Source organism: Antarctobacter sp., assembly GCF_965277915.1.
In the GTDB taxonomy this organism is placed as follows: domain Bacteria; phylum Pseudomonadota; class Alphaproteobacteria; order Rhodobacterales; family Rhodobacteraceae; genus Antarctobacter.
Map to the genome: position 1 here is coordinate 1,814,166 of NZ_OZ255849.1, position 12,996 is coordinate 1,827,161.

Consider the following 12,996-nt stretch of genomic DNA (forward strand, 5'->3'; position numbering starts at 1 on the left):
GGGCATTCCCTCGAAAGATCGTCAGGCGATTAAAGCAGGTCGCCTGCCGGCGGGTCATGCTTGGGACAGAAGACAGCCGCCGTCCGGATTGGTTCTGATGACCAGACAAAAAGGTAATCTTCGATACATCTATCGTGACATGTCCAGAGTCCGGCTATATACAACTTTAGAGTGAGTTGTGGTCGGTTCGGCGGGCAGATTGCCCGACATCTGCGTCCCTCTGCAACGAAGCGATGACCCGGGATCGGCCAGAACTGGAGAGGACAATCATTATGCTCTCAACATTGGTGTCAGTGCTTGGCGGTGTTCCAAAGACGGACGCGTTTCCGCGAGCGGATCAGAGGGACCACGACCAATCCGAGCAGATCCAGTGGTCGTTGGGTCACGGCTGGTGGATTCTGCCAGTGGCCCTGCTTGGCCTGCATTTCTGGATCGTGGTCATCAGATGGTTCGTGGGGCTTATGTTCCCGAACTGAACGGACCGGGCCCGAACCGCTTGCCGGTTCAGTTGTCCTCTGCCTTGCTGATGCGCTTGACCGGGGCCGGGCGCACCTTGGATTCGAGATGCTCGTACAGTTTTTCGGCCACGTTTTTCTTGGTCGCCGTCTCGATCCCCTCGAGCCCGGGGCTGGAATTGACCTCCAGCACCTTGGGGCCCGACTCGGACCGCAGCAGGTCCACGCCCGCCAGGTTCAATCGAAAGGCGCGGGCGGCGCGCAGGGCAGTCTCGCGTTCTTCCTTGGTGATGCGCACGACCTGTGCCTGGCCACCACGATGAAGATTTGAACGGAAATCGCCTTCGGCCCCGGTGCGTTTCATCGCCGCCACGACCTTGCCGCCGACGACGAGACAGCGGATGTCTTCGCCGGCCGCCTCCTTGACGAAATCCTGGACCAGGAAATTGGCTTTGAGCCCGCGGAAGGCGTCGATCACCGATTCCGCGGCCTTCTTGGTTTCGGCAAGGACGACCCCCTTGCCCTGCGTGGACTCCAGCAGCTTGACGATCAGGGGCGCAGTGCCCACCAGCCGCATCAGGCTTTGCGTGTCCTTGGGAGAGGCCGCAAAGGCGGTATTGGGCATGCCGATCTTGTGCCGCGCCATCAATTGATGTGCGTACAGCTTGTCGCGCGAGGCGGTGATCCCCTCGGATCCGTTGACGCAAAAGGTGCCGATGGTCTCGAACTGGCGGATCACGGCGGTCCCGTAAGAGGTGACGCTGGCGCCGATGCGCGGGATCACCGCGTCGTAGCGGGGCAGGCGCTTACCGTCGTAATGCACCTCTGGCGAGAGTGCGTTGATCGCCATGTAACAGCGCGTTGTGTCGATCACCTCGACGGTGTGGCCGCGCTTTTCGCCTTCCTCGACCAGTCGGCGGGTCGAATAATTGTCCTCGCGGCTGAGGACGGCAATGCGCAGCGCCCGGTTCGGCGCCGCCTGCCGCACACGGGCGGTGGTGTAGACGTCATAGCTGAGCTTGGGCTGCTGGAAACGGTCGGTGGCCACGATGGTGATATGATCCTTGAGCGCCTCGCGGCCCAGCAGCATGCGCGACGCCATGGTCGAGCGGTCGGTCAGTGTCATCTCGATGCGCCAGCTTTCATCGCCCACGCGGATGGTGGAGGCGATGACATAGCGGGATTCAGACTCGCCGTTCGAGGAGGTGACGGTGCGACGATCGACGATCCGGGCCGAACAGGGGATCACCAGGTCATCCCGTCCGGGCACCGGGTGAACGGTGAACCGCACCTTGGGCGCCGAGGCCGGGCCAAACGTCTCGATGTCGAATGCATGCAGGGCCGAGGTTCGGGCGCCGGTATCGACCTTGGCGCGCAGGGCAGGCAGGCCAAGGTCGGGCAATGAGACCCATTCCTCCCAGCCAAAACGGATCATGCCGGGCAGTGGTTCAAGGCTGTCGTCCATGCGGCCCTCCCTTCAGAGCCATTACAGCCCTAGCAAGGCCAACGCCGCACAGCAAGGCACTGCCTCGGGGCGCGCACCGAACGCGCATTTTGGTATTAATGTGCAAAAATGCACATATGGACGGTGTTTGTCGGCGTATCGTTCGAGATTTCAGGGGCTATATTGAAACCAACACATCAGGAGGACCCGAGATGAGCTGGAACCCCGCACTTGATCCCCATTGCCCCACCGGCGATGCCGTGGACAGTATCGACACCGTCATCATCCCCCGCGCCCGCGATCTGGGCGGATTCGAGGTGCGCCGCGCCTTGCCTGCGCCGCGCCGGCAGATGGTGGGCCCCTTCATCTTTTTCGACCAGATGGGCCCGGCAGAGTTCCTGCCTACCCGTGGACTGGACGTGCGCCCGCATCCCCATATCGGGCTGGCGACGATCAGCTACCTTTATCGCGGCCGGATGCATCACCGCGACTCGCTTGGCACGGACAAGTGGATCGAGCCCGGGGCCGTCAACTGGATGGTGGCAGGACAGGGCATCACCCACTCGGAACGCACCGATGATGCCACCCAGGCTGGGCCGATGCCCTTTTTCGGAATTCAGACCTGGGTCGCCTTGCCCAAGGATCAGGAGGATAGCGCGCCGGACTTCATCCATGCGCCGGCGGATGCGCTGCCTGTGCTGGATGGCGAGGGCAAGCAGGTGCGGCTGATCCTTGGCAATGCCTGGGGTGAACGCGCGCCCGTCCGGACCCCTTCAGAGATGTTCTACGCCGATGCGGTGCTGCAGCCGGGGGCGTCCCTGCCGCTGCCGGACGAGCATGAGGACAGGGGTGTCTATGTCGTAGAGGGGGCCGTCGAAGTGGCCGGTACGCGCTATGAGGCGGGGCAGATGATGGTCTTTCGTCCCGGCGACCGGGTGTCCTTGCGGGCCGGTGCTACAGGTGCCCGTCTGATGTTGTTGGGCGGAGCCACGTTGGAAGGCAGCCGTTACATCTGGTGGAACTTCGTCGCCTCCTCGAAAGAGCGCATCGAAGAGGCAAAGGAGGCCTGGCGACGCGGCGATTGGGAGCACGGCCGTTTTCAACTGCCGCCGGGCGATGATGACGAGTTCATTCCCTTGCCGGATTGAGGGACGCGCGTGGTCCTCGGAAGGAACGCTTTGACGTGAAGGATAGTACGGTGGCGAAGAATGTCTGTTGTTGGGGCGATTGGTTTGGTCCGCTGATCGATCGAACCATCTAGGGGCAATTTTCGTCGCCGTCTCTGCCGATGGGCGTGGCGATGGTCCGGGTGCACATGCTCCCGGCTGACCCCGCCCTCGCACCGGATCATGTCCGCCGGTGACCGACCGGTTCAACCGGCCGAGGCGGTCCGGACGAAGTTCCGGTTCTGCCAGAGCGGCCAGCCCATCATCTGGCTCATCGTACCCAGCTTGATTCCGCGCGCTGTCAGCCCGTCCAGCGTCCGCGGCATGGCACGAACAGTGCCGTATTGAATGTCGTGGGTCAGGATGATGGCGCCCGGACGCGAATGCGACAGGATGCGGCTGGCCACCACGCTGGCACCGGGACGGCGCCAGTCCTGCGGATCCACCGACCACAGGATCGTCGGCAGCTTGCGCGAATTGTGCAGCATCACGCGCTGGCGCTGGGTAAAGGCGCCGTAGGGCGGACGGAAAGTGACCGGCGGCCGGCCCGTGACCTTGAAGATCGCATCCGAGGTGCGGTCGATCTGGCTAAGAACGCCCGCATTGGAATAGCCCGCCAGGTTGGGATGCGACCAGCTGTGGTTCCCGATCTCATGTCCTTCGTCTGCAATACGCTTGACAATATCCGGCCATGTCACCACTCTTCTACCTATAAGGTAAAACGTGGCACGCAGACCACGGGCTTTGAGGATATCAAGGAGCAGTGGGGTCAGGGTCGGATGCGGCCCGTCATCGAACGTCATTGCAACAACTGGTGAGGATGTGTTCACGGCAGTGACCGTGACCGGATCCGTTCGCGTCACATCCCCCGGCAGGGCAATGTCGGGGGCCGCCCAGAGTGTGTCCGGGCGAAGCAGGGTGACGGCAGCTGTGCCGGCGGACAGGAATGTCCGGCGAGAAAATTCAGACATGATGCGACCTTGGCTAGGCTTGGGGCGTGCAGACCTGTTGAGAAAAGCCGGGCGACCCGTGGAGTCGCAAGGCGAATTGACATTTCCGTGAAACACGACCTTCAACCCGTGACCTATGCGCCACTTTAGATTCTTTGGCGCGGATGAAAAAATGCACGAAATTGGGGGTCGAAAGCGCTTGACGGGGCAGGGGGCTACGCATAGAAGGCCTCTCACGCCACGGCCAAGCGGTCACGGCGGCAGTCAAGCGGTTGTAGCTCAGTTGGTTAGAGTACCGGCCTGTCACGCCGGGGGTCGCGGGTTCGAGCCCCGTCAACCGCGCCAACACTGCCCCGAAACGCAACGGCCCGACGCGAAAGCGCGGTTGTAGCTCAGTTGGTTAGAGTACCGGCCTGTCACGCCGGGGGTCGCGGGTTCGAGCCCCGTCAACCGCGCCACTTCTTCCTTACCTGTGGAAGTTTGGGCGCCAACGCTTCATCCAAAAAACCTTGGTGGACATTGGAACCAACGGCGTCCACGCGTGTTCCTCCCTTAGACATCGATACACGACTGGTTAACCGCGTCGGGATTTCCTGACTATGCCGTTCGCTGTTTTCGAGGCAAAATGACAAGGTGCGAAACAAAAGGCGCCCCGAAACGGGACGCCTGAAGAAGAGAACCAGAGACTGTAAGGAGGGGGAAGAAGATCAGCTGCCCCAGGAACGGACCGGACCGCAGTCCATGTGCACAAAGTTCGACCGGGTGTATCGGCCCACGCCGCCTGCATTACAGGCCTTGGCCGCACGATACATCTGGCTGACAGAGCGCGACGCGAGCCGAAGGTCCGCTGCCTGCCCGACTAGATGGCGCGAATTCTTGGCCACGCCGGAAGAGCGTGCCCGCAACATCGCGTTCGTTTCCGGGCTGCGGTAGCCAGAAATCAACATGTAAGGCTCAGACACATCCAGCAGGTTGTGCGAAGCAGCCATGATGTCGATCGTCCTGATGTCGATTGATTTGACTTGGTTGTTGCGCCAGTCGCGCATGAAGTAATTGATCTCCTTGATCGCGTCGGCGAGATAGTCGCCTTCGATCCAGTAGATCATGTCCACCCGTTCGCCCGTGCGGCCGGAATACATCCGGATGCGCCGGACATCGCCCGCGCCGCGCAAGAAACCCGCTGCGTTGGAGTAAGTCGGCGCGGCTGCGACAGCTGTCGCTGCGAACGCGCCAAGAAGTGCCCGGCGGGTGAAGCCGCCGCAATTCGTCTCTGTCATGATGACCGCCTGTCCCGTGGTCGCCGTATTACCTGATTCCTGGCGCATCGTTGTGCGCCACCTGCCATCTATCCCCAGATGCCAAGGCCTATATGACACGAATCGTATGGCGCAAAAAGGGCGATTTGTGATGATTTGTAATGATCAAGGGGTAATTGGCGAGATTTTGCCCACATTGGTCCTGTTATCTCGTGAATTCTCGGCGCTGCCTCATTTCGGTCACAGTTCGCCTTGGCGACCCTGTGGTCGACAACTTGGCACAAATGTGAATAGACAGACCTATGACCCTGTCGGCAATGTGTTTTCGGGGATAGCTGGTCGATGAAGGATTTGAGTATGAATAAGAGTGAAACCCGGGCCGTGTTCCAGGCGGCCCTCGCGGCAGGGGCCCTTTGGCTGGGAGCCGCGCTGCCAGCGGCGGCCGAGGATGGGCTTACGCTCAAGGTGACGGCCTTCAAGCAGGCCGTGGCCGAGAACGTCGCCGACGATGACAGCATTGCCGCCTTCTACCGGGCACGGGATTTCGCGCCGATCTGGACCGGCGCCGGTGAGGGTGACCGCGCCCGCCGCCTGGCCTTGATGGAGGCCTTTTCGCTGGCGGATGACCACGGGCTGCCCGCCGGGCGCTATGATCCCGACCGCCTGTTGCAACTGATGAGCCAGGTGACAGATGGCCGGTCGCGCGGGATGCTGGAAATCGAGCTGACCCGCACCTTCCTGCAATTCGCCAACGATCTTCAGTCCGGCATCCTGGAACCGGGCGATGTTATCGATGGGATCAAGCGCGAAGCGCCGCGTCGGGATCCGGAAATGCTTTTGACCCGGTTGACCAGCGAGGATCCGACCGCCGTCTTCTTGAGCCTCGTGCCGAGCAGCCCAGAATATACGCGTCTCATGCGCGCAAAGCTGCGTCTGGAACACAAGATCCGCAGTGGTGGCTGGGGTCAGACAGTCCCCGTGGGCAGCCTGCGTCCGGGCAACAGCGGCAATGCTGTCGTCGCCCTGCGCAACCGGCTGACCGCGATGGGTTACATGGCGCCTTCGCTCAGCATGACCTATGATGCCGAGATGGAAGCCGCCGTGCGCGCGTTTCAGGAAGACCACGCCATAAAGGTCGACGGCGTCGCCGGCGGCAACACCATGCGGGCCATCAATGTATCGCCCGAGGAACGGCTGCAGTCGATCATGGTCTCGATGGAGCGTGAACGCTGGCTGAACCTGCCCGAGGGGCGCGGCAAGCGGCATGTGCTCGTCAACCTGACGGATTTCCATGCCCAGATCATCGACGACGACAAGGTGACTTTTGAAACCCGGTCCGTGATCGGCGCTCAGGGGCACGACCGCCGGACGCCCGAGTTCTCGGACGTGATGGAACTGCTGGTCATCAATCCCTACTGGTTCATTCCGCAGTCGATCATCCGCGGCGAATACCTGCCCGCGATCCGGGCCAATCCCTATGCGGCAGGCCACCTGGAAATCGTCGACTACCGCGGGCGTAGGGTCAGCCGGGAAACCGCGTCGGCCTACGCCAATTCGGGCAACTTTCCCTTCACCATGCGCCAGCCCCCGGGGCCGAGCAACGCGCTGGGGTCGGTCAAGTTCCTGTTCCCGAACAAGTACAACATCTACCTGCACGACACCCCGTCGCAGCACCTGTTCAAGCGCGAGGTGCGTACGTTCAGCCACGGCTGCATCCGCCTGGATGATCCGCACGAATTCGCCTACGAAATCCTCAGCCGCCAGGTCGACGACCCCGAGGCCTACTTCAAGCGGATCCATGCGTCGGGGGAAAATACGCGCATCCCGCTGGAAACGCCGGTCCCCGTGCACCTGATCTACCGGACCGCCTTTACCAAGGCGAAGGGTAAGATGAATTATCGCAACGACATCTACGGGCGTGATGCGATCCTCTGGCGGGCGCTGGCCAACGAAGGGGTGGCCCTGCGCGCAGGTCGCAGCTAAACCTCTCCCGGACCGCGCCCTGCAACGTCCGGGAGACACTATGCCTTTCACCATCGAAGAGCTCGCAAGCGCCCTCGGCCTGAGTGCCGAGGGCGATTTGTCTTTGACCGTCACCGGTCTGGCCGAACCGGCAGATGCGCGACCGGATCAGCTGGCGATGGCGGCCAGGCCCGAGTTCGTCGAGGCCCTTAGCCGGGGGCAGGCCCGTGCGGCGATGTTGGCCGCCGGAACGGACTGGCAGGGGCTGGGGCTGCAGGCGGCGCTTCTGTCTGATCGCCCGCGTTTCGCCATGTCCGGGCTGACCGCCATGATGGACAGGGGGCCGGGATATGCATCTGGCATCCATCCGCAAACGGTGATCGACCCGACCGCCGAACTGGGCGAGGGCGTGTCGGTGGGGCCATACGCGGTGATCGAGGCGGGCGCCCGGATCGGGGCGGGTTCGGTGATCGGTCCACAGTCATATGTCGGACGCGACGTGCACATTGGCGCGGGGGCCCTGCTGCATGCCGGGGTCCGGATCATGTCCGAGGTCGTCATCGGCGACCGTTTCATCGCCCAGCCCGGCGCGATCATCGGGGGCGACGGGTTTTCCTTTGTCACGCCAGAGCGTTCGGGCGTCGAAAAGGCGCGCGCCTCGCTGGGGGGCGAAGGCACGGATGTGACGCAGTCCTGGGCTCGCATCGCCAGCGTGGGCGCCGTGAGTATCGGCGACGATGTCGAAGTCGGCGCCGGGTCGACCATCGACAAGGGCACGATCCGCGACACCCGCGTCGGCAATGGCACCAAGATCGACAACCTCGTGCAGATCGGCCACAATGTCGTGATCGGGCGCGACTGCCTGCTGTGCGCGAACGTCGGCATCGCCGGGTCAACCGTGGTGGGGGACAACGTGGTTCTGGGCGGCAAGGTCGGTGTGTCGGACAATCTGCGGATCGGGGATCGTGCGATCCTAGGCGGGGCGACCGTTGCCTTGGCCAACGTGCCCGCGGGCCGCGTCATGCTGGGCTATCCGGCGATGAAAATGGAGACCCACGTAGAGGCCTACAAGGGCCTGCGCCGCCTGCCGCGTCTGTTCCGCGACGTCGCAGAGCTCAAGAAAGCAGTTTCAAAGCTGGTGGGAAATGACTAAGTGTCCGGCAATTCTGGACAAGCGCGGGGCTGAGGTCATGGACGTCAAGGAACAGGTCATTCAGATCATCGCGGAGCAGGCGATGCTCGATGTCTCGGACGTGTCGATGGAAAGCACGCCCGAAGAGCTGGGGATCGACTCTCTCGGGCTGGTGGAATCGATCTTCGCGATCGAGGAACAGTTCGACATTTCGGTGCCCTTCAATGCAAACGACCCGTCGGAATCGGATTTCGACATCTCTTCGGTGGCCAAGATCGTCGAGGGGATCGAAAAACTGATCGCCGAGCAGAAATCGTGAAGCGCGTCGTCATAACCGGGGCGGGAACGATCAATGCCCTGGGCCAGGATGTCGCCGCGACGCTGGAGGCCATGCGCGAGGGGCGCTGTGGGATCGGCGAGCTGGAGTTCCGCGACGTGGAGCGTCTGGCCATCCGCATCGGCGGACAGGTCAAGGGATTCGAACCCGAGACGGTGTTCAACCGCCAGCAACTTGCGCTTTATGACCGGTTCACGCAGTTTACCCTGCTGGCGGCCCGACAGGCGGTCGCCCAGGCCGGGCTGGAATTCGTGGGAGACCTGGCCAACAACTCGGGCGTGGTGCTGGGCACTTCCGGCGGCGGGCTGAGCACACAGGACGACAATTATCGTGCCGTCTACGAAGAGGGAAAGAACCGCGTTCATCCCTTTGTCGTCCCGAAGCTGATGAACAATGCGGCCACCTGCCACGTCAGCATGGAATTCAACGTCAAGGGACCGAGTTTCACCGTCGCCACGGCCTGCGCCAGTTCGAACCACGCCATGGGGCAGGCGTTCCAGATGATCCGCTCGGGCATGTGCACGGCGATGATCACCGGCGGGTCGGAGTCGATGCTGTGTTTTGGCGGCGTGAAGGCCTGGGAAGGTCTGCGCGTGATGTCCAAGGACGCATGCCGCCCCTTCAGCGCCACCCGCAACGGCATGGTGCAGGGCGAGGGCGCGGGTGTCTTCGTCTTCGAAGAATATGAGCACGCAAAGGCCCGCGGCGCCGAGATCCTCGGCGAGGTGCTGGGCTTTGCCATGACATCGGATGCGGCGGATATCGTCATGCCCTCCAAGCATGGCGCGGCGCGGGCCATCTCCGGCGCGCTGCGCGATGCGCGGGTCAGCAAGGAACGGGTGAGCTACATCAACGCGCATGGCACCGGGACGGCGGCCAATGACAAAACCGAATGCGCGGCGGTGGCGGATGTCTTCGGCACCCATGCGGACGACCTGATGATCTCGTCGACCAAGTCGATGCATGGCCACCTGATCGGCGGCACCGGCGCGGTCGAACTGCTGGCCTGTCTCATGGCGCTGAAGGACGGCGTGATCGCGCCGACCATCGGCTACGAGGAGGCTGACCCGGAATGTGCGCTGGACGTTGTCCCGAACGTGGCGCGCGAGGCAGAGGTCGACGTGGTGTTGTCGAATGCCTTTGCTTTTGGCGGGTTGAACGCCGTGCTGGTGCTGGGGCGCGCCTGACCAAGGCGTTGGCGCAGCCCATCTGGTTGGATACCTCGGACCGGGCGCGCTGCCCCGCCCCCAGGGTCCCTTTCCCAAGTAGACGCCCATGCGGGCGGAAGGGCCGACGCCGGTCCGGAGCCCATTGACGAATGGCGCGGGCGGGATTAGCGCTGCGCGCATGGCTCCTCCTCCCTTGCTTCAGCTCACCTCTGTTTCTCTCACCTTTGGCGGCGATCCGGTCTTTGACGATCTGTCGCTGACCGTCCACCAGGGCGACCGCGTGGCGCTTGTCGGGCGCAACGGTTCGGGCAAATCGACCCTGATGAAGGTCATGGCCGGGCTTGTCGAGCCGGATCGGGGCGACCGCGTGGTCCCGGCGGGGATTTCCGTGGGCTACATGGAACAGGAACCGGACCTGACCGGTTTTGCCACGCTGGGCGAGTTCGCCGCCTCGCAGCTCGCCGCCTCGGAGATGTACCGGGTCGAGCGCGCGTCCGAAGGGTTGAAGTTCGATCCCGACCGTCCGGTCGAGACGGCATCCGGCGGTGAGCGCCGTCGCGCCGCGCTGGCCAAGCTGATGGCCGAGGCCCCGGACCTGATGCTGCTGGACGAGCCGACCAACCACCTGGATATCGAGGCGATTTCCTGGCTCGAGGACGAGTTGAAGACCACGCGCAAAGGCTTTGTCCTGATCTCGCACGACCGGCGATTCCTGAGCGAGCTGACCCGTGCGACGCTCTGGATCGACCGCGGGCAGGTGGCGCGGCAGGAGCGCGGTTTCGAAGCTTTCGAGGCTTGGCGCGACAAGGCCTGGGAGGAAGAGGACCAGCAGCGCCACAAGCTGGATCGCAAGATCAAGGCCGAGGCCCGTTGGGCCGTCGAGGGCATCAGCGCCCGCCGCAAGCGCAACCAGGGCCGGTTGAGGGCGTTGCAGGACATGCGCAAGGAACGCGCCTCGCAGATCCGGCGGCAGGGGGCGGCGGCGATGGAGATGGCCTCCGGCCCGAAATCCGGCAAGAAGGTGATCGAGGCGCAGGGCGTCACCCATGCTTTCGATGACAAGCAGATCGTGCGCAATTTCGACCTGACGGTGCAGCGGGGGGACCGCGTGGCGTTTGTCGGGCCGAATGGCGTGGGCAAGACCACCTTGATCAAGATCCTGACCGGGGAAATCGCCCCCGACGCTGGTGGTGTGAAACTGGGCACGAACCTTGTGCCGGCGATCTTTGACCAGAGCCGGGCGCAGCTGGATCCCGACGCCTCTCTCTGGGACAGCCTGACCAATGACCGCGACATGCGCGTGTCGGGCCAGTCCGACCAGGTCATGGTGCGGGGACAACCGAAGCATGTTGTTGGCTATCTCAAGGATTTCCTGTTCGACGAACGCCAGGTACGTGCGCCGGTGCGGTCTCTGTCCGGGGGCGAGAAGGCGCGGCTCTTGCTGGCGAAACTGCTGGCGCGGGAATCGAACCTGTTGGTGCTGGACGAACCGACCAACGATCTGGATGTCGAGACGCTGGACCTGTTGCAGGAACTGCTGGACGATTACGACGGCACCGTGATGCTGATCAGCCACGACCGGGATTTCCTTGACCGCGTCGCCACCACGACCGTCGCGATGGAAGGCGGCGGACGCGCCACCGTCTATGCCGGGGGCTGGTCCGACTACCAGGCTCAGAAGCGCGAGGAGGCGGGGCCGGCGAAAAAGGCGAAGCCTGCGGCCAAGTCCGGGACTGCGCCGAAGCCGGCCGCGGCGGCGCCGGCGAAGCCTGTGCTCAGTTTTACCGAGAAGCACCGGCTGGAGGAATTGCCGGGTGAGATCGACCGGCTGGGCGCCGAGATCGCCAAGCTGGAAGATTTCCTTGCCCAGCCCGATCTTTTCACCAAGGAACCGCTGAAATTCCAGAAAGCCACCGATGCGCTGGTCGAGCGCCAGGAGGCGCTAAGCGCGGCCGAGGAAGAATGGCTTGAACTGATGGAGAAGTCCGAGGAGGCCTGAGCAGGGGGTCAGGCCCCTGGTCGCCCCTTGGACGCAAGGATCAGCGCATGCCCAGAAGGCGCGCGGCGAGGCTCAGTTCGACCACCGTCATCAGGATGCGGGCGACGTGATGCAGGCTGACCAGCGCCGGATTGGCGGCAAGGCTCAGCGCCACCACCGACATCTCGGCGACGCCACCGGGCGCGAAGCTGATCAGCAGGTGCAGCCATTCGATGCCGGTGATCTGCCAGAGCAGGGCGGACAGGACACCGCCAAGCACCAGCATGTAAGCCACAGAGGTCAGCGCGAGCCAGGCGCAGCGGCGCAGGAGCGCCATGTTCACCCCCTTGAACCGCATCCCGAGGCTGACACCGATCACCAGCTGGGCCGCGGCGATAAGCCAGATCGGCAGGTGCAGGTCCAGCACTCCGGTCACCGTGGCCAAGGCGGCCAGGATCATTGGGCCGCTCAACTGGGCGGCGGGCAGACGCACCAGTCGGGCAAGGTACAGTCCCAGACCTGCCGCCAGCGCGATCGTCGCCAGAGCCAGAGGTGTTACCTGGGTTTGTCCCATCGCCGATTGCAGCCCTGCCGCGCTGCCCACCGGCGCGCCAATCCAGAGCGACAGCCCCAACGGCAAAAGCGTGATCACCACGATGATGCGCAGGAACTGCTGGGCGGTCAGGATGCGGATGTCTGCACCCGCGCCTTCGCCCATGACGATGCTTTCCATCAGCCCGCCCGGCGTGCCCGAGTAGAAGGCCGTGGCGCGGTCATATCCGCCAAGGTAGCGAAAGATCGCCATGTTCCCGAAATGGGCCAGCACCACAAAGACGACCAGACCCGCCATCGTCCAAGGCAGCTTGCCCGCCAGCGCCACCAGCTCTGCCGTGACCTGGGTGCCGATCATCACCCCGATCAAGGCAACGAAACCGGTCCGGAACGGCATCGGGAAACTGTAGTCTTCGAGGATCGGCGGCGCCCAGAGAAGGACGACCAGGGCCGAGGAAAACAATCCACCCAGCATCCAGGGCATGGGCAGATGCACCAGGTTTGCCAAGGCCCCGCCAAGGGCACCGAAACACAACATGAGGGCGGTCTGCCAGACCAGGCGCAAAGAAGGCACTTGTGACATGTCGGTTTGAAT

Annotated in this window: 11 protein-coding genes and 2 tRNA genes; 9 read left to right on the forward strand and 4 right to left on the reverse strand. The window is 63.4% G+C overall.

Annotated elements, in window-relative coordinates:
• Positions 1-504 precede the first annotated feature (504 nt).
• Entirely contained in the window at positions 505-1,920 is a 1,416-nt protein-coding gene (gene rimK, locus ACQY5B_RS09825) for a 30S ribosomal protein S6--L-glutamate ligase (RefSeq protein WP_305968620.1), read from the reverse strand.
• Between the two features lie 191 nt (positions 1,921-2,111).
• Here rimK and ACQY5B_RS09830 point away from each other — a divergent pair, with 191 nt between their 5' ends.
• Positions 2,112-3,047 carry a pirin family protein gene (locus tag ACQY5B_RS09830; RefSeq protein WP_420325415.1) on the forward strand — a complete coding sequence of 312 codons (936 nt, stop codon included), beginning with the start codon at positions 2,112-2,114 and terminating at the stop codon, positions 3,045-3,047.
• A 224-nt stretch (positions 3,048-3,271) separates the two neighbouring features.
• Here ACQY5B_RS09830 and ACQY5B_RS09835 read toward each other — a convergent pair whose 3' ends face one another.
• Positions 3,272-4,036 carry a polysaccharide deacetylase family protein gene (locus ACQY5B_RS09835; RefSeq protein ID WP_420325414.1) on the reverse strand — a complete coding sequence of 255 codons (765 nt, stop codon included), beginning with the start codon at positions 4,034-4,036 and terminating at the stop codon, positions 3,272-3,274.
• 247 nt (positions 4,037-4,283) lie between these two features.
• Here ACQY5B_RS09835 and ACQY5B_RS09840 point away from each other — a divergent pair.
• Both ACQY5B_RS09840 and ACQY5B_RS09845 read left to right on the forward strand, forming a co-directional pair.
• Positions 4,284-4,360, forward strand: a tRNA-Asp gene (locus ACQY5B_RS09840).
• A gap of 36 nt (positions 4,361-4,396) precedes the next feature.
• Positions 4,397-4,473 (forward strand) — tRNA-Asp (locus ACQY5B_RS09845).
• A 249-nt stretch (positions 4,474-4,722) separates the two neighbouring features.
• Here the strand turns inward: ACQY5B_RS09845 and mepK are convergent.
• Complete coding sequence (gene mepK, locus ACQY5B_RS09850; protein ID WP_305968623.1) at positions 4,723-5,292, reverse strand: peptidoglycan L,D-endopeptidase MepK; 570 nt, start codon at positions 5,290-5,292, stop codon at positions 4,723-4,725.
• A 35-nt stretch (positions 5,293-5,327) separates the two neighbouring features.
• Between mepK and ACQY5B_RS25380 the strand changes: the two genes are divergently transcribed.
• The 6 genes from ACQY5B_RS25380 to ACQY5B_RS09875 all read left to right on the forward strand — a co-directional run bounded on the left by ACQY5B_RS25380 (position 5,328) and on the right by ACQY5B_RS09875 (position 11,870).
• The gene (locus tag ACQY5B_RS25380; protein WP_500862116.1) at positions 5,328-5,423 is read left to right on the forward strand and encodes a hypothetical protein; all 96 of its coding nucleotides are present in this window, start codon (positions 5,328-5,330) and stop codon (positions 5,421-5,423) included.
• A 205-nt stretch (positions 5,424-5,628) separates the two neighbouring features.
• On the forward strand, positions 5,629-7,254 hold the full coding sequence (locus ACQY5B_RS09855; RefSeq protein WP_420325412.1) for a L,D-transpeptidase family protein: 1,626 nt from the start codon (positions 5,629-5,631) through the stop codon (positions 7,252-7,254).
• 40 nt (positions 7,255-7,294) lie between these two features.
• A complete protein-coding gene (gene lpxD, locus ACQY5B_RS09860; RefSeq protein ID WP_420325411.1) occupies positions 7,295-8,386 on the forward strand; it encodes a UDP-3-O-(3-hydroxymyristoyl)glucosamine N-acyltransferase in 1,092 nt (363 codons plus the stop codon).
• A 37-nt stretch (positions 8,387-8,423) separates the two neighbouring features.
• Entirely contained in the window at positions 8,424-8,684 is a 261-nt protein-coding gene (locus tag ACQY5B_RS09865) for an acyl carrier protein (RefSeq protein ID WP_305968713.1), read from the forward strand.
• Positions 8,681-9,889 carry a beta-ketoacyl-[acyl-carrier-protein] synthase family protein gene (locus ACQY5B_RS09870; RefSeq protein WP_420325410.1) on the forward strand — a complete coding sequence of 403 codons (1,209 nt, stop codon included), beginning with the start codon at positions 8,681-8,683 and terminating at the stop codon, positions 9,887-9,889. The genes ACQY5B_RS09865 and ACQY5B_RS09870 overlap by 4 nt, the downstream gene beginning before the upstream one ends.
• Before the next feature lie 160 nt (positions 9,890-10,049).
• The gene (locus tag ACQY5B_RS09875) at positions 10,050-11,870 is read left to right on the forward strand and encodes an ABC-F family ATP-binding cassette domain-containing protein (protein WP_420325409.1); all 1,821 of its coding nucleotides are present in this window, start codon (positions 10,050-10,052) and stop codon (positions 11,868-11,870) included.
• Between the two features lie 40 nt (positions 11,871-11,910).
• On the opposite strand, the gene ACQY5B_RS09880 is transcribed toward ACQY5B_RS09875, so the two are convergent.
• On the reverse strand, positions 11,911-12,984 hold the full coding sequence (locus ACQY5B_RS09880) for an AbrB family transcriptional regulator (RefSeq protein WP_420325408.1): 1,074 nt from the start codon (positions 12,982-12,984) through the stop codon (positions 11,911-11,913).
• Positions 12,985-12,996: the final 12 nt, after the last annotated feature.